This window comes from Xanthomonas sp. DAR 80977, from assembly GCF_041240605.1.
Taxonomy (GTDB): Bacteria; Pseudomonadota; Gammaproteobacteria; order Xanthomonadales; family Xanthomonadaceae; genus Xanthomonas_A; species Xanthomonas_A bundabergensis.
The window spans coordinates 1,604,514-1,623,981 of the sequence record NZ_CP162487.1 but is presented as its reverse complement, the minus strand read 5'-3'; the positions used below and the strand labels follow the sequence as shown (position 1 = coordinate 1,623,981).

Below are 19,468 nucleotides of genomic sequence, written 5' to 3'. Positions count from 1 at the left end.
ATTGGGGTACCGTCTCCGGCCATGCAAGCAGATCCGCCGTCCTCGCCCATGCACGCAGACGCGCCGCCTTCTGCGGACTGGCGCGATGAGCTGGCCAGCGCCCTGACCCACGGCCTGGGGGCGATCGCCGCCCTGGCCGGCAGCTCGGTGCTGATCACCCTCGCCGCGATCTACGGCGACGGCTGGCAGCTGGCCGGCGCGATCGTGTTCGGGGTCGCCCTGCTGCTGTTGTACACCGCTTCCACGCTGTACCACGCCATCCCGCACCCCGGCGCCAAGGCGCGGCTGCAGGTGCTGGACCATTGCGCGATCTACGTGCTGATCGCCGGCACCTACACGCCGTTCACCCTGATCGGCCTGCGCGGCCCCTGGGGCTGGGGCCTGTTCGCGGCGATCTGGACCATCGCCCTGGCCGGGGTGATCTTCAAGCTGTTCTTCACCGGCCGCTTCCGGCTGCTGTCGACGATCCTGTACCTGGCGATGGGCTGGCTGATCGTGGTGGCGATCGAACCGCTGCTGCGCTCGGTCGATGTGCGCACCCTGTGCTGGCTGCTGGCCGGCGGCCTGTTCTACACCTTGGGCACCTACTTCTACCAGCGCGACACGGTGCGCTACTTCCACGCGATCTGGCACCTGTTCGTGCTCGGCGGCAGCGTCTGCCACTTCGTCGCGGTGACCGGGCAAGTGCTCTAGCGAAACCTCGCGCGGCCCGCGCTTTCGCACCCCGTGCACGCACGCCGCCTAGTATGCACGGATGCATCGCGAACCCACTTCTGCATCGCGCGACCGGCGCCGCTCCTGGCCCTGGCGCCGCAGCGACGGCCGCCTGCGGCGTTGGCCGTTCGTACGCGGCGGGCTGGTGCTGATCCTGCTGATCGTGATCCTGGTGTTCGACTGGAACTGGTTCAAAGGACCGGTGGAACGCGCAGTGCAGAGCAGGACCGGCCGCGAATTCCATATCGACGGCGACCTCGACGTCGACCTCGGCGGCACCACCACGATCCGCGGCGACGGCCTGCGCTTCGCCAATGCAGGCTGGTCGAAGCAAGCGCAGATGGCCAGCGCGCAACGCGCCGAGATCGATCTGTCGATCTGGCCGCTGCTGCGCGGCAAGGTGCGCATCCCCGAGATCCGCCTGACCCAGCCGAACCTGCTGCTCGAGACCGGGCCGGACGGGCAACCCGGCAACTGGAGCTTCGGTAGCAGCGACGGCGGCATGCAGGTGATCCTGGGCCGCCTGCTGGTGCAGCAGGGCCGCTTGAAGTTCCAGGACCTCCCCGGCCGCACCGACATCGACGTCAGCGTCGACAGCCTGACCTCGCAACGCAGCCGCAGCGACGCCGCGCCGCCGATCGCGGTCGCCGGCGACGGGCGCTGGCGCGGCAACCCGTTCACGCTCAAGGGCAGCACCGCCTCGCCGCTGGAACTGAGCGAGAGCGACCATCCGTTCAAGATCGACCTGCGCGGCAGCGCCGGCAGCACCCGCGCGCACATGCGCGGCACCCTGACCAATCCGTTCCAGCTGCGCGTGTTCGACCTGCAGCTGAGCCTGGCCGGCACCGACATGGCGCACCTGTACCCGCTGCTGGGCATCGCCATTCCGTCCACGCCGCCCTACCAACTGGACGGCCGGCTCAAGCGCAACGGCGAGATCTGGCGCTACGAGGATTTCAGCGGCCGCGCCGGCGACAGCGACCTGGCCGGCAGCGTGCAGATCGACACCGCCGGGCAGCGTCCGTTCCTGCGCGCGGACCTGCGCTCGCGGCGCCTGGACTTCGACGACCTGGCCGGCTTCGTCGGCGCACCGCCGCGCACCGGCGCCGGCGAGACCGCCAACAGCGAGCAGAAGGCGCAGGCCGCCAAGCTCGCCGCCGACGCCAAGGTGCTGCCGGACACGCCGTACAACCTCGGCAAGCTGCGCGCGATGGATGCCGACGTGCGCTGGAAGGCGCAGCGTATCAACGCGCAGACACTGCCGCTGGACGACATGGATGCGCACCTGAAGCTCAACGACGGCGTGCTGCTGCTGCAGCCGCTCGACTTCGGCGTGGCCGGCGGCAACATCCGTTCGGACATCCGCATGGATGCGCGCAAGCCGACCATCGCCACCCGCGCGCAGATCTCGGTGCGCGGCATGCAACTGGGCAAGCTGTTCCCCGACGGGCAACTGGCCAAGGAAGCCTCCGGCGCGATCGGCGGCGAGATCGCGCTCGCCGGCACCGGCAACTCGATCGCGCAGATGCTCGGCAGCGCCGACGGCAGCGTCGCCATCGGCATGGGCAAGGGCCATATCAGCAACCTGATCATGGAACTGGCCGGACTGGACATCGCCGAATCGCTGAAGTTCCTGGTCACCAAGGACCGCGAGATTCCGGTGCGCTGCGCGTTCGGCGATTTCGCGGTCAGGGACGGGGTGATGGACGTGCGCGCGCTGGCCTTCGACAGCACCGACACGCTGCTCGTCGGCAGCGGCAACATCGACCTCGGCGAAGAGAAACTGGACCTGCTGCTGAAGGCGCGCCCGAAGGACCGCAGCATCCTGTCGCTGCGCTCGCCGCTGCGCGTCGGCGGCACCTTCAAGGACCCGAGCTTCCGCCCCGACTTCAAGGCCCTGGGCATGCGCGGCGCGATCGCCCTGGCGCTGGGCAGCATCGCCCCGCCTGCCGCCTTGCTGGCGACGCTGGAAACCGGCCCGGGCAAGGACGCCGATTGCGGCGGGCATTATGCCAAGTAGCCGGGATTGGGGATTCGGGATTGGGGATTCGTAGAAGCAAAAGCGGGCTGATGCGCTTTTGACTTTTACCAATCCCGAATCCCCAATCCCGCGTCAGCTACTGATATACCGCTGCAACTGATCCAGTTCCTGCTGCTGTTCCTCGATCACCGCCTTGACCAGGTCGCCGATCGAGATCACTCCGACCACCGCGCCGGCCTGCACCACCGGCAGGTGGCGGATGCGCTGGCCGGTCATCAGTTCCATGCATTGCTGCACGCTCTGCGACGGGTCCACCGTATAGACCTTCGCGCTCATGATGTCGCGCACCGGCGTGGTCGCCGAGGAGCGGTCCTGCAGCACCACCTTGCGCGCGTAGTCGCGCTCGGAAAGGATCCCGGCCAGACGCCCGTCCTGCATCACCAGGACCGCGCCGATGCCCTTGTCGGCCATCAGCCGCAGCGCATCGACCACCGCCGCATCCGGCGACACCGCGTGGATCTCACCGCCCTTGTCGCCCAACAACTGTCGTACCGTACGCATCGCTGCCTCCCGGTTCGCTGGATCGCACGGCCGAGGATACTCCTCCGGCCGGTGCGCGCCAGGTATCGACCAGATACAGCGGCCGCTGCTTGGATTCCTCGTACAGCCGGCCCAGGTATTCGCCGATCAGGCCCAGCGCGATCAGCTGCGCGCCGCCCAGGAACAGGATCACCGCCATCATCGTCGGCCAGCCGGCGACCGGATCGCCCCACAGCGCCGCCTTGACCACGATCCAGGTGCCGAACAGGAACGCGCCGGCCGCGGTCAGCAGGCCCAGATAGGTCGCCACCCGCAGCGGCGCGGTGGAAAAGCCGGTGATGCCTTCCAGCGCGAAGTTCCACAGCCGCCACAGGCCGAACTTGCTGCGCCCGGCCAGGCGCGGCGCACGCCGGTACGGCAACGCCAGCTGGCGGAAACCGACCCAGCCGAACAGGCCCTTCATGAACCGGTGGCGCTCGCGCAACTGCGCCAGCGCCGCCAGCGCGCGCGGCGACAACAGGCGGAAATCGCCGGTGTCGGCCGGGATCGGGGTCTTCGACAGGCGCCCGATCACCCGGTAGAACAGCGACGCGGTGCCGCGCTTGAGCCAGCTCTCGCCATCGCGGGCGATGCGGGTGCCGTAGATGTCGTCGTAGCCGGCGCGCCAGTGCGCGACGAACTGCGCGATCAGCTCCGGCGGATCCTGGCCGTCGGCGTCCAGCAGCATCGCCGCGCCATGCTCGACGAAATCCAGGCCCGCGGTCAGCGCCAGCTCCTTGCCGAAATTGCGCGACAGGCGCAGCGCCCCGACCCGCGGATCGGCCGCGGCCAGCGCCAGGATCACCTCCCAGGTCGCGTCGCGGCTGCCGTCGTCCACGTACAGCACCCGCCCCTCCAGGCCGTCCACGCCATCGAGCGCGGCAAGGATGCGCGGATGCAGCAACGGCAGGGTCTGCGCCTCGTTGAAGGCGGTGACGACGACGGTCAGGCGCTCGGGTTCCATGCACGGATGGTACGGAGCCGCCTGCGCGTTCACCAGCGGCGGGGCAGCACCTGACGAGAATCCGCAGTCACTCCCTGCTCCCACCGGGAGCATGGGTCCCTTTTCGGGGGAAGGTGCCCCGACGGGGCGGATGAGGGTACGTCTGCCGCCGAACACCCTGGTTCATGGACGGCCGCACCCTCGCCCCAACCCCTCTCCCGATGGGAGAGGGGCCAAAACGCAGCGCCGCCGCAGCGCCATGCCGAAACCCTCGACCACTTCCCGGCAGACAGTGTCCGCCTTGCGCACGGACGGCTCAGGCAGGCCCATGGGCTGGTGCCAGGCGCTCACGTCGCTACGCACATCCGCAAAAGCGGCCAACGTCGCACGCGCCATGGCTCAAATGTTTTCAGGGCGCCTGTTTTCAGGGCGCCTGCAGATAGGCCGGTCCGCCCAGTTGCCGGGTCTGCCGCTGGATCCAGTTGGCGCGACGCTGCACGTACGGCCCCGGGCGCCTGGCGTCGTAGCGCTGCGGCGCCGGCAGCACCGCCGCCAGCAGCGCGCTCTGCGCCGGACTCAGCTGCGCCGCATCCTTGCCCCAGAAGCTGCGCGCCGCCGCCTGCGCGCCGTAGACCCCGTCGCCGAACTCGGCGACGTTGGCATAGACCTCCAGGATCCGCTGCTTCGACCACAGCGCCTCGATCAGCACCGTGTACCAGGCCTCCAGCCCCTTGCGCAGCCAACTGCGGCCCTGCCACAGGAACACGTTCTTGGCGACCTGCTGGCTGATCGTGCTGGCGCCGCGCAGGCGGCCGCCGCGCGCATTGTGGTCGCGCGCCTTCTCGATCGCCTCCAGGTCGAAGCCATGGTGGCTGGGGAAGCGCTGGTCCTCGGCCGCCACCAGCGAAATCGGCAGGCTCGGCGCGATCCGCGCGCTGTCGCGCCAGTCGTAGGCGACGCGGAACGACCAGTCGCCTTCGCCCCAGGCGCCGAGCTGGCGCTCGAGCATCATCGCCGAGAACGGCGGATCGACGAAGCGCAGCATGATCACCTGCGAGATGCTCGCCAGCGCGAACAGCAGCGGCGCCGCCAGCAACCAGCGCAGCCAACGCCTGCGCCGCGGCGGCACGCCCACGCCACTTGCAACGCCCTGCGGCGCCCCCATTGCTATGCGTTCTTCGACTTTGTCCACTCGAGATGACCCACTATCCTGCGGTCGCCATCTTCCCATGCGCAGCGAGGCCGCGATGAGTTCTTCCGATCACGATCACCTGACCCGCTTCCTGCTGCCCAGCGCCGGCGTGCGCGGCGTGCACGTGCGCCTGGAGTCGGCCTGGCGCGAGATCCTGGCGCCGGCCAGCTATCCGGCCGCGGCCACCGAGTTGCTGGGCGAGGCCTGCGTGGCCGCGGCGCTGTTCACCGGCCACACCAAGGTCGACGGGCGCCTGTCGGTGCAACTGCGCAGCCAGGGCGCGCTGCGCACCCTGTTCGCCGAATGCACCGCGGCCGGTACCCTGCGCGGCATCGTCCAGCTGACCGAGGGCAGCGACGCGCCGCGCGACCTGCGCACGCTCGGCGCCGGCGCGCTGCTGGCCATCACCATCGAGAACCCCGGCCTGGACCCGCGCCAACCGCAGCGCTACCAGAGCCTGGTGACGCTGTCGGCGGCCGAACTGGGCGAGGCCTTCGAAGACTATTTCCGCCAGTCCGAGCAGTTGCCGACCCGCCTGATCCTGGCGGCCGACGGCCGTCAGGCGGCCGGCCTGCTGCTGCAGAAGCTGCCCGGCGACGCCGGCGACGAGGACGGCTGGAACCGTGCCGGCGCCCTGTTCGAGACCGTCAGCGAAGCCGAATTGCTGGCGCTGCCGGCCGAGACCCTGCTGCACCGGCTGTTCCACGAGGAAGCGCCGGAGCTGCTGGGCACCAGGCCGCTGCGCTTCGGCTGCTCCTGCTCGCGCGAGCGGGTGGCGGCGATGTTGCGCTCGCTGGGCGAGGAGGAAGCCCGCGCCGCCGCCGAGGCAACCGGCCAAGTTGAGATACGCTGCGAGTTCTGCGGCCGGCACTATGACTTCCCCTTGACGGAATTCGGCGTATTGTTCGCTGTAACACCGGCTGAACCGGCGCCCTCGGAGCGCTTGCAATAGTCGGGAACGGGCAGTAGGACCGGGGAGCCTGGCTTGTTAAAGAAACATAAACCCACTAGCATCATCCACCCTGCCCGGCGGGAACTTTAGTTCCTGCCCGAGAGTCATAGACCGCTGATGCGAGCCTTCCTGCGCCTGCCACTTGCCCTGCTGATCGCCCTTGCGGCGACCACGGGCGCGCATGCGCAGAGCAAGCCCGCCACCAGCACCGGCCACGACCGGACCGTGCTGCCGATCTGGAACAAGGGCAGCGGCAAGGTCGAAGCCTTGCTGTACCTGGAGCCGACCGGCGAACAGGCCGTCGGCGCGCGCTGGCATTTCGGCCGCAATTCGCTCGATGCCGCCTTCGGCCTGTCCTCCGGCGACTCGCTCGGCCTGCTGTGCAACAGCGCCAGCGGCAGCAGCATCAGCGGGCTGGCCAGCCATTGCATGCTCGCCAGCCTCGGCGACGACGACGGCGATGTCGGCCACCACGTCGCCGCGACCACCACCTTCAACCGTCCCGGCGGGCGCGTGTCGCTGTCGGCCGGCACCGGCCGCGAGAACATGCCGGCGTGGCTGGCGGGCGCCAGCAAGACCCCGTCGCTGCGCATGGAGCAAAACGACCTGACCGTGTTCGCGCAGCAGAACATCGGCCGCGAGGGCTTCGTCTCGATCGGCGGCACCTATGCCCGCGCGCGCCTGGTCCCGATCGCCGACGCCTCGCAGGCGCTGGTCGACCAGTGGGACAGCAAGAGCCTGAGCATCGGCGGCGGCTACGGCTCGTTCAGCGCCAACGTCATCGGCCGCGTGGTCGACGCGCCGGGCCAGCCCGGCAAGTGGTCAGGCCTCGGCGTGGGCCTGACCTGGCGCACGCCGTGGAGCGGACAGCTGACCGTCGGCGCCGAAAACGTGATCACCCGCGGCAAGAACCCGTTCGCCCCGAACAACATCAGCACCGAGGAAGGCACCATCCCCTACGTGCGCTACGAGCAGGACTTGTAAACCCCAAGCCCCTGTTCGCAAAGGAATTTCCGCGGAAAAACGCCCCTTCGAGGGGCTTTTTTTTGTCCGGCGCAACCAAATTAACGATAAATCCATCACACTTTTACGGATCTTATTAACAACTCTTTAATTTCTCCGAAGACGAAGTTACTATCGGTTCACCCTGCGGATTTTGGCGTCGCCTTTCGACGCCACCGCCGGACAACCTTCAGTTGACACCACATCTCATTCGGAGAGAGAGCCAATGAATTGCAAGACCCATCGCCTGCGCGACGCCATCACGTTCGCGCTCGCCGCTGGCACTACCGCCCTGCTCAGCACGGGTGCGGCCGTTGCCCAGGACAGCTCTTCCAGCGACCCCTCCAAAACCCTGGATACGATCCAGGTCACCGGTTCGCGCGTTGCCCGCGTCGAGACCGAAACCGCCAGCCCGGTGGTGGTGATCGATCGCGCCGCGATCGAGCAGACCGGCAAGCTGACCCTGGGCGACCTGGTGCAGGAGCTGCCGGCGATGTCCGGCGCGCCGTCCACCCCGGCGGTCAACAACGGCGGCGGCGACGGCAAGTCCTCGGTCGACCTGCGCGGCCTGGGCGATGAGCGCACGCTGCTGCTGGTCAACGGCCGCCGCGTCGCCAACAACGACGTCAACTCGATCCCCGCCACCGCGGTGGAGCGCATCGAAGTGCTGACCAGCGGCGCCTCGGCCGTGTACGGCTCCGACGCCGTCGCCGGCGTGGTCAACTTCATCCTGCGCAAGGACTTCGAAGGCCTCGCGGTCAGCGTCGACTACGGTCAGGCGACCCACCTGAGCGATGGCGCGCGCAATGGCGGCTCGGTCACCTTCGGCCAGGTCGGCGACCGCGGCAACATCATGGCCGGCCTGAACTACAACAAGTTCGACGGCATCTCCTCGGCCGACCGCAAGTACTCCAAGGACGCGACCTACCTGTACAGCGGATCGGTGACCATCCTCGGCTCCAGCCGCAACCCGGGCGGCCGCATCTACCTGCCGACCGCGCTGCAGGGCCAGTACGGCGGCTGCCCCACCGTCACCCTGACCCCGGGCGCCACCGGCGCTGCGCAGGGCGACTACCGCTGCTACTCCGGCTCGCGCGACTCGTTCAACTATCAGGCCACCAACCTGATCATGACCCCGCAGGAGCGCACCAACGCGTTCTTCCTGGCCAACTACCAGATCACCGACAGCATCAACGCGTTCGCCCAGGTCTACCACAACAAGACCAGCTCGAACTTCGCCATCGCGGCGCTGCCGTTCGATGCCCGCGGCGACAAGGTGGTGATCTCCGCCGACAACTACTACAACCCGTTCGGCGTCGATTTCGGTGCCGACACCGCCGGCAACCAGTACAACCAGTTCCTGAGCCGCTTCACCTCGCTGGGCCAGCGCCGTTCGTACTACAGCACCGTCACCGACCAGGTCGTCGCCGGCCTGGAAGGCTTCGTCGGCGACACGTCCTGGAAGTGGGACGCGGCGATGAACTACGGCCACTACACCCGCGAGAACACCAGCTACGGCTACGTGTACTACGCCGGCCTGCGCGACGCGCTGGGCCCGTCGTTCCAGGACACCGATGGCGTGGTCAAGTGCGGCAGCGCCGGCAACGTGATCGCCGGCTGCACCCCGCTCAACATCTTCAACATCAACGATCCGCAGACGATCTCGACGCTGAAGGATTACGAAGCGCGTCCGACCTACTCCACCACCTACCAGATGCGCAGCTTCGAAGCCAATGCCAACGGCGAGCTGTTCTCGCTGCCGGCCGGCGCCGCGCAGCTGGCGGTGGGCGTGTCCTGGCGCGAGGAGTACCAGAAGAGCGAGGTGGACTACATCGCCATCGCCGATGCCAACGGCAACTGCTTCATCTCGCAGGAAGCCTGCGGCACCCCGCTGAGCGGCAAGTACAACGTCAAGGAAGTCTACGGCGAGCTGTACGTCCCGCTGCTGTCGGAAGTGCCGTTTGCGCACCTGCTGGCGCTGACCCTGGGTACGCGCTACTCGGACTACAACACCTTCGGCAACACCACCAACAGCAAGATCCAGCTGGAATGGCGTCCGATCGAGAACCTGCTGCTGCGCGGCACGGTCGCCGAAGTGTTCCGTGCGCCGACCATCGACAACCTGTACGCCGGTGCCAGCGGCGATGCGCCGAACTTCAACGACCCGTGTATCGGTTACGGCGCCACCGGCACCGCCCGCAATCACGAAGCCGCGTGCGGCGCCGGTTCGGGCGCGACCGCCATTCCCGGCACCGGCATCGTCCCCAGCGGCCTGTCGCAGACCACCGGCGTGTGGTCGGGTTCGGTCGCCGCCGGTTTCGACCTGAAGCCGGAACAGGGCAAGTCGTTCGACTGGGGCGTGGTGTACGACCCGGATTGGCTGCCGGGCTTCTCGGCCAGCCTGGACTACTGGCGCCTGTACCTGAACGACACGATCAACCGCGCCGATGCGCAGACCGTGGCCAACATCTGCTACAATGACGAAAGCAGCCCGTTCTGCGGCTTCATCAGCCGCTACTCGGATGGCCAGGTCAACTTCATCCGCGAGCCGATCGTCAACCTGGGCCGCCTGGACACCAAGGGCTGGGATCTGGCGCTGCGCTACCGCCTGCCGGATACCGCCTGGGGCAGCTACACCTTCGGCCTGGACGGCACCTACATCGCGCGTTACGACAACAACACCAACCCGGCCGATCCGGATGGCGTCGTGACCCACGTGGCAGGTACCTACAACAAGACCTACGGCCTGTACTCGCGCGTTCGCGGCCGCTTGTTCGTCAACTGGCAGAAGGGCGACCTGGGCGCCAGCTGGCGCATCCGCTACATCGGTCCGTTCGACGTGGGCAGCGCCGATCCGTCGCAGAACTTCAGCTCCGACGCCGGCTTCCCGAACGTGGTCACCTCGTACGGCTCCTACTTCCTGCACAGCGTCAGCGTGAACTACGCGCTGCCGTGGTTCAATTCGAAGGTGGAAGTCGGCCTGGACAACGTGTTCGACAAGCAGCCGCCGCTGCTGTACCAGAACAACGTGCTCAACGCGAACACGGACGTGAACAGCTTCGACACCGTGGGCCGCTACCTGTGGGCTCGCTACAGCATGAACTTCTGATCCAATTGATCACGCTGTTGGTTTGAAACACAGGGCCGCGCGAAGGATTCGCGCGGCCCTTTTCATTGGCAGATCCGAATGAACGCTCCGCAACTGCAATACGCCATCCAACTGATCGACCAAGGCCAGGCCGGCGCGGCCGCCGACCTGTGCCGCCAGGCGCTGGCCGGCGCTCCCGACGACCCGTCCTGGAACACGCTGCTGGCGATGTCGCTGCAGCATGCCGGCGATACCGCGGGCGCTGCCGCCATCTACCGGCGCTTGGCCGACCTGCAGCCGCACGAATCGGCGCACTGGGCCAACCTCGGCCTGACCCTGCGCACGCTCGGCGAGCACGCCGCGGCCGAGCACGCCTATCAGCAAGCCCTGGCGCTCGCGCCACAGACTTACCACTACCTGGTCGATTACGGCCTGGTATTGCTGGACAAGGGCGACATCGCCCGTGCCCGCCACCGTTTTCTGGATGCCGTGGACCTGGATCCCGCCCAGGCCGAGGCGCGCATCTATGCGTCCATCGCCTGCTTCGAGTGCGGCGACGCCCAGCGCGCGGCGGCGTTGCTGCCGCCACCGGCGATCTGGCCGCAGTTGCCGGACAACCTTCGCGAGGAGCTGGCCACCGCGCTGATCCAGGTCGGCCGCACCGAGGAGGCCGAAGCGCTGCTCACGCAGAGTCGGCCCGGGCAGGCCCCCTCGCTGTCCAACGTCATCCGCCTGGCCCAGCTGCACGAACGCACCAACCGCGTCGAGCAGGCCGGTGCCCTGCTGGCGCAGGCGGCCTCCATGCCGCAGCAGCAGCACGACCGGCAAACCCGCGTGGAGATCCTGCAACTGGAAGCGTCGCTGGCGCAGCGTCGCAAGGACTATGCCGCCGCACGTGCCGCGGTCGAGAGCCTGCTCGCGCTGCAGCCGCAGATCCAGGCGCAGGCCATCGCCTATTTCGCGCTTGCCGGCATCGAGGACAAGCAAGGCCATCCCGCGGCCGCGATGGCCATGCTGGAGCAAGCGCATGCCATCCATTTCAAGCTTGCGGCCGACACCGTGCCGGAGATCGCCTACTCCGACGAAGAACCGCTGAAGGTCTCCAGCCTGTGGCTGGACGAGACGCAGGCCCGCTATGCCGACGCGCGCCGCGCGGCGCCCGGCAGCGACGCCTCGCCGGTATTCATCGTCGGTTTCCCGCGTTCGGGCACCACCATGCTCGAGCAGATGCTCGACGCGCATCCCGGCTACGCGTCGATGGACGAACGCGCCACCTTGCAGCGCTGCATCGAGTGGATGGAAGCGCAGGGCAAGCAGTATCCCTACGATCTGGGCGCGCTGGACGAGACCCAGGTGGAGGCGATGCGCCAGGTGTACTGGTCGGAGATCGCCAAGGTCATCGCCCTGGCCCCGGGCCAGCAGCTGGTCGACAAGAATCCGCTGAACATGCTGCGCCTGCCGATGATCATGCGCCTGTTCCCGAATGCGAGGATCATCCTGGCCCTGCGCCATCCCTGCGACGTGCTGCTGAGCTGCTACATGCAGAACTTCCGCTCGCCGGCGTTCATGGTGCTGTGCTCCAGCCTGGAGCGGCTGGCCAAGAGCTACGTCAACGCGATGCGGTTCTGGATCCATCACCAGGCGCTGCTGCAGCCGGACCTGCTGATCCTCAAGTACGAGGAGACGGTGGCCGATTTCCCGACCCAGGTGCAGCGCATCGGCGGCTTCCTCGGTATCGCGCAGCCCGAATTCCTGGCCGGCTTCAGCCAGCATGCCGCGCGCAAGGGCTATATCAGCACCCCCAGCTACTCGCAGGTGGTGGAACCGGTGAACCGGCGCGCGGTCGATCGCTGGCATGCCTACGCGCCATGGCTCGCCGGCGCGCTGCCGATCCTGCAACCGGTGGCCGCGCACTGGGGCTACGACCTGGAGATGCCCGCGCCATGAAAGCGCTCAGCGACTACATCCGCAGTTACGACGACGCATTGCCGGAGGCGTTCTGCCGCCAGCTGATCGACGGCTTCGAGGCCTCGCGCGCGCATCACCAGCGCAACGGCAGCAACAGCCGCGCGGTGCTCAGCGACAGCAACTGGACCGAACTGGACGTCGGCAAGCTCGCCGACCCCGCGTTCCTTGGCTTCTTCCTGGACAAGATCGAGCACTACCTGGCGCGCTACAACCAGGACCTCGGGCTGACCCTGCCGATCCCCTACCGCCCCACCATCGACCGGCTGATCCTGAAGAAGTACCAGGTCGGCGGCGGCGACCGCTTCCAGCCGCACTTCGACTCGGTCGACGAGGTGTCCGAGCGCTACCTGGTGTTCCTGTGGTACCTCAACGACGTCGCCGAGGGCGGCACCACGCGCTTCTGCGACCTGGACGTGGAAACCGTGCCGCGCGCCGGCAGGCTGCTGATGTTCCCGCCGTACTGGATGTACCAGCACGTCGGCAATCCGCCGGTCTCCAACGACAAGTACATCCTGTCCACCTACCTGATGTTCAAGCGCTGAGCGGCGCGTGCCGGCCCGCTGCCGCTGCCGCGTGCGGCGGCCGCGCGGCCGCGCCCGCTACAGGCCCGCGCGCAGGTTGAACGCGCCGATCGTCTCGATCAGTTGCCGCAGCGCCAGCGTCTCGGCTTCTTCCAGGTCCGGATGCCAGGTGTCCAGGATCATCACCACTCGCACCTGGTCGCTGTGGTTCCAGGCCTGGTGCAGGCAGGTGTCGTTGAAGGTGACCAGTTGCCCGACCTGCCAGGCATGGGCGATGCCGGCCACCTCCAGCGCGCAGTCCGGCGGCACGATCAGCGGCAGGTGGGTGACCACGCGCGAGTTGCTGACCCCGTAGTGCGGCTTGATCGTGGTGCCGGGCGCCAGGATCGAGAACAGCACCTCCGGCGCGTGCAGGTCGATCCGGGTCAACGGCACATGCGCCAGCGCCGCCGCGGTGACCGGGCAACGCTGCAGGTTCTCGGCATGCGCGACGCCGTGCCGGTAGAAGAAATAGGCGTCCCAGGCACCATCGCCCTGCCTGGCGCTGAGATAGTCCTGCGGGGTGGCGCCGTTGCTGAAATCCAGGAACGGCTGCACCGCCTGGCGCGAGGCCAGCACCTGCCGCGCTTCCTCGCGGATGCCCTCGGTGGCGCCCTGCAGCCGCGCATACCAGGGGAAACGCGCCGCGCCCAGATACGGCGCAGGATCCAGGTCGGGCACATACAGGAAGGTGGGACGCTGGCCATCGTCGGCAGGACGCGGCTGCAGCCCCAGATAGATGCGCAGCGCCGCCATCACCCGTTGCAGCGCGGCTTCGCCGAAACGCTCGATCAGCGGCTGCACCGCCGCCGCGAACAAGGCGTGCCGGCCCTGGTCGATGCGCGCCATCGCCGCGATCACCCGCGGCTGCAATTCCGGCGCGGTGCTGTGCTGGTCGAGCCAGCGGCCCTTGGCCTGCGCGGCATGCACCGCGGCGAAGTACATCGGCAAGGCATCGTCGCCACGCCCCAGCGCATCCAGGCTCTCGGCGTAGCACAGGCGGACCAGGAACGCCTCGGCCGACAGCTGCAGGGCCTGCTCGAACGCCGGCAGCGCCTGCGCATGCTCGCCCAGGCGGGCCAGGCACATGCCCAGCCGGCTGCAGGCCTCCAGGGTCGGCTCGGCGGCGGCCAGCAAGGCCCAGGCCTGCGCCGCCCGCGCGATCTGCCCGCTCTCGGTCAACAGGGCCGCGTGCATGCGGCGCAGCGTCGTATCGTCCGCCGCCGTGGCCAGCACCTGTTCGCACAGCGCATCGGCGCGGCGGTAGTCGCCCTGGGCGAGATGACGGCGGACTTCCTCGTGTACGCCGGCGCGGGTCAGTTCCTGGAACATCGGATCAACCGGGGATCAGGGTCACGATGACGTGTTCGACGTAGGCCTCGAATTCCTCGCGCGCCTGCTTGGGCTGGTGCAGCTGCAGCGACAGCTGCAGGAACCCGACATAGGCCGCATAGGCCAGGCGCGCGCGGTGCTGGGCATCGGTGCGGCTGAGCCCGGCCTGGCGGAACGAGGCGATCAGGTACTCCATGCGCCGCTGCGAGACCCGGTCGATGACCGGGCGCACCGCCGGATGGTCCAGCGCCTTCAGCAACTCGCTGTAGATGATGTGCGGCTTGACCTCGTGCGCGACCAGCTGGAACAGCGCGCGCAACCGGGTGCGCGGATCCGGCACCTCTTCCAGGCTGCCGAACACCTGTTGCTGCTCGACCAGTTCCCAGCGCTCCAGCGCCGCCTGCAGCAAGGCGTCGCGCGAGGGGAAATGCCAGTAGAAGCTGCCCTTGGTCACGCCCAGGCGCCGCGCCAACGGTTCCACCGCCACCGCGTTGACGCCTTGCTCGGCGATCAGGTCCAGCGCGGCCTGCGCCCAATCCTCGGCGCTCAGTCGGTTGTTGCGGCCACCGCCCGGAGCGGCGGCATCGTCGGTGGAAGACACGGAAGCATTGTTCATCCGTCGATTTAACCATACGGGGCAGTCGATTGCAGTATGTGCCCTCCATGAATCGCACGCAAATGCCCGGCAGCATTGGCTTTTCGACTCCATACTGCATCGTATTGACATCGCTGCCGACTCATCCATACTAGCTCGTATGGTTTCCTCTCCCTCCAGCATGCCGACTGCCGCCTCCGCCCTGCTCGCTGGCGCGGACGAGATGCGGCTGGCCGCGACCGTCATGGACAGCGGCGAGGCGGGCAGCGTGCTGTTCGCGCATGGCTTCGGGCAGACCCGGCATGCCTGGATGGCCAGCGCTGCGGCGTTGCAGGCGCACGGCTATCGCAGCGTCGCCTACGACGCGCGCGGCCATGGCGATTCCACGCGCAACCCCGCCGGCCTGGCGTACCGCGGCGAGCAGTTCACCGACGACCTGATCGTGGTCGCCGGCGAGATGGCGCCGGCGCCGGTGCTGGTGGCCGCCTCGATGGGCGGGCTGTTCGGGCTGATGGCCGAGGCGCGCTGGCCGGGCCTGTTCCGCGCGATGGTGCTGGTCGACATCACCCCGCGCTGGCAGCCGGCCGGGGTCGAGCGCATCCTCGCCTTCATGACCGCGCATCCGCGCGGCTTCGCCAGCCTGGACGAGGCCGGCGATGCCATCGCCGCCTATCTGCCGCAACGCGCGCGCAAGTCGCCCGAGGCGCTGCGCAGCGTCCTGCGCCGGCACGACGACGGCCGCTGGTACTGGCACTGGGACCCGCGCCTGGTGGAAGAACTGGCGCGCGACAGCGACCAGCACCAGGCCGCGATCGCGCAGGCGGCCAGCAAGGTGCATTGCCCGGTGCTGCTGGTCAGCGGCGGGCGCAGCGATCTGGTCACGCCGCAGACCATCGAAGAATTCCTGTCGTTGGTGCCGCATGCGCAGCATGCGCACCTGCCCGACGCCACGCATATGCTGGCCGGCGACGACAACGCCGCGTTTACCGCCACTGTGTTGCATTATCTGGACGCACTGCCACCGGCTAGCGCCGGCGCACCGTCCGCCGTCACCGAGCATGTCCCCGGAGCAAGCCCATGAGCATCGTCGCACCCTTCCTCGTGTTGTTGCTGGCAGGCGCCTTCGCCGCCTATCACCGCATGCGGCTCGCCGTCTGGGCCGCGCTGAGCGCCACGCTGCTGGTCGCGTGCTGGCTGCTCGGCGCCAGCCATACCGCCACCATCGTCGCCGCGGTGCTGTTGGCGCTGGTCGCGGTGCCGTTGCTGCTGCCGTTCGTGCGCAAGCCGCTGCTCACCGCGCCGATGCTGAAGGTGTTCCGCAAGGTGCTGCCGCCGCTGTCGCAGACAGAACGCATCGCGCTGGAGACCGGCTCGGTCGGGTTCGAGGGCGAGCTGTTCACCGGCGATCCGGACTGGCAGAAGCTGCTCAACTATCCCAAGCCGCAGCTGACCGCGGAAGAACAGGCGTTCCTCGACGGCCCGGTGGAAGAGCTGTGCCGGATGACCAACGACTGGGAAATCACCCACGTCCACGCCGACCTGCCGCCGGAGCTGTGGAGCTTCGTCAAGAAGCACAAGTTCTTTGGCATGATCATCCCGAAGGAATACGGCGGCCTGGGCTTCTCGGCGCTGGCCCATCACAAGGTGATCCAGAAGATCGCCTCGGTGTCGAGCGTGGTCAGCTCCACCGTCGGCGTGCCGAACTCGCTGGGCCCGGGCGAACTGCTGCTGCACTACGGCTCCAAGGAGCAGAAGGACTACTACCTGCCGCGCCTGGCGGTGGGCCAGGAAGTGCCGTGCTTCGGCCTGACCGGCCCGTTCGCCGGCTCCGACGCGACCTCGATCCCCGACTACGGCATCGTCTGCAAGGGCGAGTGGAACGGCGCCAACGTGCTCGGCGTCAAGCTGACCTTCGACAAGCGCTACATCACCCTGGCGCCGGTGGCGACCCTGGTCGGCCTGGCGTTCCGCATGTACGACCCGGACGGCCTGATCGGCGACACCAAGGACATCGGCATCACCCTGGCGCTGCTGCCGCGCGAAACCCCCGGCGTGGAAATCGGCCGCCGCCACTTCCCGCTGAACTCGCCGTTCCAGAACGGCCCGATCCACGGCCGCGAGGTGTTCATCCCGCTCAGCCAGCTGATCGGCGGCGTGGACATGGTCGGCAAGGGCTGGAACATGCTCAACGAGTGCCTGGCCGTGGGCCGCTCGATCACCCTGCCCTCCACCGCCAGCGGCGGCGCCAAGTACGGCGCGATCGTCACCGGCGCCTATGCGCGCATCCGCAAGCAGTTCGGCCTGTCGGTCGGCCGCTTCGAGGGCGTGGAAGAGGCGCTGGCGCGGATCGGCGGCAAGGCCTACGCGATCAGCGCGCTGTCGCAGGCCACCGCCGCGGCGGTGGACCGCGGCGACGTGCCGTCGGTGCCGTCGGCGATCGCCAAGTACCACTGCACCACGATGAGCCGCGAAGTCATCAGCGACGTGATGGACGTGGTCGGCGGCAAGGGCATCATCCTCGGGCCGCGCAACTTCGCCGGCCGCAGCTGGCAGGCGGCGCCGATCGCGATCACCGTGGAAGGCGCCAACATCATGACCCGCAGCCTGCTGATCTTCGGCCAGGGCGCGATCCTGTGCCATCCGTGGGTGATGAAGGAGATGAAGGCCGCCGGCAATCCGGACCACAAGGCCGGCGTCGACGAGTTCGACCGCAACCTGTTCGGCCATATCGGCTTCGCGATCTCCAACGCGGTGCGCTCGCTGTGGTTCGGCCTGACCGCCGCGCGCATCGGCGCCGCCCCCGGCGACGCCTACACCCGCCGCTTCTTCCGCAAGCTGGACCGCTACTCGGCGAACCTGGCGCTGATGGCCGACGTGTCGATGCTGATGCTCGGCGGCAAGCTGAAGTTCAAGGAATCGCTGTCCGGGCGCCTGGGCGACGTGCTGAGCCACATCTACATGACCAGCGCGATGCTCAAGCGCTACCACGACGACGGCGCGCCGGCGACCGACCAGCCGCTGCTGGCCTGGGCGTTCCACGACAGCGTGCACAAGATCGAGCTGGCGCTGTCGGCGGCGCTGCGCAACTTCCCGATCCGCCCGGTGGGCTGGCTGATGTGGGCGCTGATCTTCCCGTGGGGCCGCCGCGCCGAAGCCCCGGGCGACCGCCTGGGCCACCGCGTCGCCGCGCTGCTGATGACCCCGAACGAAGCCCGCGACCGTCTCGGCCAGGGCGTGTTCCTGACCCCGTGCGAGAACAACCCGGGCGGGCGCATCGCCAGCTACCTGACCAAGGCGGTGCTGGCCGAGCCGGTCGAGCGCAAGTTCCTGAAGGCGCTCAAGAGCAAGGGCATCGAGGCGCTGGACTTCGCCTCGCAGCTGGACGAGGCGGTGCGCGAAGGCGTGCTGTCGGCCGACGAGCGCCGCCAGCTGGAGGAACTGCGCGAGATCACCATGGACACGATCAGCGTGGACGACTTCGACGCCGACGAGCTGCGTTCGGCCAGCTACTACCACCGCGCCACGGCCGGCGACGACCATTCGCGCGAAGCGGCCTGAGACCCACTCGGCAATACGCTCATCACGACGGCGGACTTCGGTCCGCCGTCTTCATTTGAGGCACGCACCATGAGCAAACTGCTGTCGCTCTATCGACGCATGCAGCGCTGGCCGGCCGGGCAATGGCTGTTTTCCCGCGCCGTGTGCTTCAAGGCGCCCTATTTCGCCAGCATCGCCCCGCGCATCACCGTGCTGCAGCCGGGCCGCTGCGAGGCGCGCATCGCGCACCGGCGGCGGGTCAGCAACCACCTCGGCACCGTGCATGCGATCGCGCTGTGCAACCTGGCCGAGCTGGCTGGCGGGGTCATGGTCGATGCCAGCCTGCCGCCGTCGATGCGCTGGATTCCCAAAGGCATGCGCGTCGAATACCGCAGCAAGGCCAGCGGCACGATGCACGCGGTGGCGACGCCGGACGTGGCGATCGTGGCCGCCGACAGCGGCTACGAGCTGCCGGTCAGCGTGGAGATCCGCGACGCGCGCGAACAGGTGGTGTTCTTCGCCAGCATCGCCATGTGGGTGTCGCCGCGCGCGAAGGCGGCGAACGGCTGACGCGGCACCGCGATGCCGGCGTGCAGCCGGCTCAATACGCCAGCAGCAGCGCCGCGCTCGCCAGCGCCGCCGGCAGCGCCTGCACGAACAGGATCCGGCGGCTGACGCTCCACGCGCCGTACAGGCCGGCCACGAACACGCAACCCAGGAAGAACAGCATCACGTCCACGCGCTGCGCCACCACGCCCCAGCCCAGGCCGGCGGCGAGGAAGCCGTTGTACAGGCCCTGGTTGGCCGCCAGCACCTTGGTCAGCTGCGCCTTGTCCGGCGTGTTGCGGAACACCTTCATGCCCAGCGGCTGCGTCCACAGGAACATCTCCAGCACCAGGATGTAGACGTGCAGCAACGCCACCAGGCATACCAGGATCGAGGCCAGCAGGGTCATGCGCGCGTCCGTCGGCAAAGGAGGCGCACAGCATAGCCGTTGCCGCAGCGGCCGGCACCGTGGCTGCGCG

Annotated in this window: 16 protein-coding genes; 10 read left to right on the top strand and 6 right to left on the bottom strand. The window is 68.4% G+C overall.

The window, feature by feature from the left end:
- Nucleotides 1-48: 48 nt before the first annotated feature.
- On the top strand, nt 49-693 hold the full coding sequence (gene trhA / locus AB3X10_RS06800) for a PAQR family membrane homeostasis protein TrhA (protein WP_145702013.1): 645 nt from the start codon (nt 49-51) through the stop codon (nt 691-693).
- Nucleotides 694-754: 61 nt separating this feature from the next.
- The gene (locus AB3X10_RS06795; RefSeq protein ID WP_369980177.1) at nt 755-2,734 is read left to right on the top strand and encodes an AsmA family protein; all 1,980 of its coding nucleotides are present in this window, start codon (nt 755-757) and stop codon (nt 2,732-2,734) included.
- Nucleotides 2,735-2,827: 93 nt separating this feature from the next.
- On the opposite strand, the gene AB3X10_RS06790 is transcribed toward AB3X10_RS06795, so the two are convergent.
- The 3 genes from AB3X10_RS06790 to mtgA all read right to left on the bottom strand — a co-directional run bounded on the left by AB3X10_RS06790 (nt 2,828) and on the right by mtgA (nt 5,382).
- Nucleotides 2,828-3,256, bottom strand: a complete 429-nt coding sequence (locus AB3X10_RS06790; protein WP_369980175.1) for a CBS domain-containing protein — start codon at nt 3,254-3,256, stop codon at nt 2,828-2,830.
- Nucleotides 3,216-4,238 carry a glycosyltransferase family 2 protein gene (locus tag AB3X10_RS06785; protein WP_369980173.1) on the bottom strand — a complete coding sequence of 341 codons (1,023 nt, stop codon included), beginning with the start codon at nt 4,236-4,238 and terminating at the stop codon, nt 3,216-3,218. The genes AB3X10_RS06790 and AB3X10_RS06785 overlap by 41 nt, the downstream gene beginning before the upstream one ends.
- A gap of 403 nt (nt 4,239-4,641) precedes the next feature.
- Nucleotides 4,642-5,382: a monofunctional biosynthetic peptidoglycan transglycosylase gene (mtgA, locus tag AB3X10_RS06780; protein WP_369980171.1), complete on the bottom strand. Its 741-nt coding sequence runs from the start codon at nt 5,380-5,382 to the stop codon at nt 4,642-4,644.
- A gap of 64 nt (nt 5,383-5,446) precedes the next feature.
- Between mtgA and AB3X10_RS06775 the strand changes: the two genes are divergently transcribed.
- From AB3X10_RS06775 to AB3X10_RS06755, 5 genes are all read left to right on the top strand, one after another.
- Nucleotides 5,447-6,361: an Hsp33 family molecular chaperone HslO gene (locus tag AB3X10_RS06775; RefSeq protein ID WP_369980169.1), complete on the top strand. Its 915-nt coding sequence runs from the start codon at nt 5,447-5,449 to the stop codon at nt 6,359-6,361.
- A gap of 117 nt (nt 6,362-6,478) precedes the next feature.
- Entirely contained in the window at nt 6,479-7,345 is an 867-nt protein-coding gene (locus tag AB3X10_RS06770) for a hypothetical protein (RefSeq protein WP_369980167.1), read from the top strand.
- 244 nt (nt 7,346-7,589) lie between these two features.
- Nucleotides 7,590-10,472 (top strand): TonB-dependent receptor plug domain-containing protein, encoded by a 2,883-nt coding sequence (locus AB3X10_RS06765; protein WP_369980165.1) that lies wholly within the window; start codon nt 7,590-7,592, stop codon nt 10,470-10,472.
- 78 nt (nt 10,473-10,550) lie between these two features.
- On the top strand, nt 10,551-12,398 hold the full coding sequence (locus tag AB3X10_RS06760) for a tetratricopeptide repeat-containing sulfotransferase family protein (RefSeq protein WP_369980163.1): 1,848 nt from the start codon (nt 10,551-10,553) through the stop codon (nt 12,396-12,398).
- Complete coding sequence (locus tag AB3X10_RS06755) at nt 12,395-12,961, top strand: 2OG-Fe(II) oxygenase family protein (RefSeq protein WP_369980161.1); 567 nt, start codon at nt 12,395-12,397, stop codon at nt 12,959-12,961. The genes AB3X10_RS06760 and AB3X10_RS06755 overlap by 4 nt, the downstream gene beginning before the upstream one ends.
- Before the next feature lie 57 nt (nt 12,962-13,018).
- On the opposite strand, the gene AB3X10_RS06750 is transcribed toward AB3X10_RS06755, so the two are convergent.
- Nucleotides 13,019-14,311, bottom strand: coding sequence for an aspartyl/asparaginyl beta-hydroxylase domain-containing protein (locus AB3X10_RS06750; protein ID WP_369980159.1), 1,293 nt, complete (start codon nt 14,309-14,311; stop codon nt 13,019-13,021).
- Nucleotides 14,312-14,315: 4 nt separating this feature from the next.
- Nucleotides 14,316-14,927 carry a TetR/AcrR family transcriptional regulator gene (locus AB3X10_RS06745; RefSeq protein ID WP_145702034.1) on the bottom strand — a complete coding sequence of 204 codons (612 nt, stop codon included), beginning with the start codon at nt 14,925-14,927 and terminating at the stop codon, nt 14,316-14,318.
- Nucleotides 14,928-15,066: 139 nt separating this feature from the next.
- Between AB3X10_RS06745 and AB3X10_RS06740 the strand changes: the two genes are divergently transcribed.
- The 3 genes from AB3X10_RS06740 (at nt 15,067) to AB3X10_RS06730 (ending at nt 19,013) form a co-directional block, all read left to right on the top strand.
- Complete coding sequence (locus tag AB3X10_RS06740; protein ID WP_369980157.1) at nt 15,067-15,987, top strand: alpha/beta fold hydrolase; 921 nt, start codon at nt 15,067-15,069, stop codon at nt 15,985-15,987.
- Nucleotides 15,984-18,464 carry an acyl-CoA dehydrogenase gene (locus tag AB3X10_RS06735; protein ID WP_369980155.1) on the top strand — a complete coding sequence of 827 codons (2,481 nt, stop codon included), beginning with the start codon at nt 15,984-15,986 and terminating at the stop codon, nt 18,462-18,464. Before AB3X10_RS06740 ends, AB3X10_RS06735 begins: the two co-directional genes overlap by 4 nt.
- A 69-nt stretch (nt 18,465-18,533) precedes the next feature.
- On the top strand, nt 18,534-19,013 hold the full coding sequence (locus tag AB3X10_RS06730) for a hotdog fold domain-containing protein (RefSeq protein WP_369980153.1): 480 nt from the start codon (nt 18,534-18,536) through the stop codon (nt 19,011-19,013).
- A 31-nt stretch (nt 19,014-19,044) separates the two neighbouring features.
- Here the strand turns inward: AB3X10_RS06730 and AB3X10_RS06725 are convergent, their stop codons facing one another.
- The gene (locus AB3X10_RS06725; RefSeq protein ID WP_369980152.1) at nt 19,045-19,398 is read right to left on the bottom strand and encodes a DUF1304 domain-containing protein; all 354 of its coding nucleotides are present in this window, start codon (nt 19,396-19,398) and stop codon (nt 19,045-19,047) included.
- Nucleotides 19,399-19,468 lie beyond the last annotated feature (70 nt).

Excerpts from the sequence above, each read along its gene's own strand:
- trhA (WP_145702013.1), top strand. The coding sequence starts at position 49 with ATGCACGCAGACGCGCCGCCTTCTGCGGACTGGCGCGATGAGCTGGCC.
- AB3X10_RS06795 (WP_369980177.1), top strand. The coding sequence starts at position 755 with ATGCATCGCGAACCCACTTCTGCATCGCGCGACCGGCGCCGCTCCTGG.
- AB3X10_RS06790 (WP_369980175.1), bottom strand. The coding sequence starts at position 3,256 with ATGCGTACGGTACGACAGTTGTTGGGCGACAAGGGCGGTGAGATCCAC.
- AB3X10_RS06785 (WP_369980173.1), bottom strand. The coding sequence starts at position 4,238 with ATGGAACCCGAGCGCCTGACCGTCGTCGTCACCGCCTTCAACGAGGCG.
- mtgA (WP_369980171.1), bottom strand. The coding sequence starts at position 5,382 with ATGGGGGCGCCGCAGGGCGTTGCAAGTGGCGTGGGCGTGCCGCCGCGG.
- AB3X10_RS06775 (WP_369980169.1), top strand. The coding sequence starts at position 5,447 with ATGCGCAGCGAGGCCGCGATGAGTTCTTCCGATCACGATCACCTGACC.
- AB3X10_RS06770 (WP_369980167.1), top strand. The coding sequence starts at position 6,479 with ATGCGAGCCTTCCTGCGCCTGCCACTTGCCCTGCTGATCGCCCTTGCG.
- AB3X10_RS06765 (WP_369980165.1), top strand. The coding sequence starts at position 7,590 with ATGAATTGCAAGACCCATCGCCTGCGCGACGCCATCACGTTCGCGCTC.
- AB3X10_RS06760 (WP_369980163.1), top strand. The coding sequence starts at position 10,551 with ATGAACGCTCCGCAACTGCAATACGCCATCCAACTGATCGACCAAGGC.
- AB3X10_RS06755 (WP_369980161.1), top strand. The coding sequence starts at position 12,395 with ATGAAAGCGCTCAGCGACTACATCCGCAGTTACGACGACGCATTGCCG.
- AB3X10_RS06750 (WP_369980159.1), bottom strand. The coding sequence starts at position 14,311 with ATGTTCCAGGAACTGACCCGCGCCGGCGTACACGAGGAAGTCCGCCGT.
- AB3X10_RS06745 (WP_145702034.1), bottom strand. The coding sequence starts at position 14,927 with ATGAACAATGCTTCCGTGTCTTCCACCGACGATGCCGCCGCTCCGGGC.
- AB3X10_RS06740 (WP_369980157.1), top strand. The coding sequence starts at position 15,067 with ATGGTTTCCTCTCCCTCCAGCATGCCGACTGCCGCCTCCGCCCTGCTC.
- AB3X10_RS06735 (WP_369980155.1), top strand. The coding sequence starts at position 15,984 with ATGAGCATCGTCGCACCCTTCCTCGTGTTGTTGCTGGCAGGCGCCTTC.
- AB3X10_RS06730 (WP_369980153.1), top strand. The coding sequence starts at position 18,534 with ATGAGCAAACTGCTGTCGCTCTATCGACGCATGCAGCGCTGGCCGGCC.
- AB3X10_RS06725 (WP_369980152.1), bottom strand. The coding sequence starts at position 19,398 with ATGACCCTGCTGGCCTCGATCCTGGTATGCCTGGTGGCGTTGCTGCAC.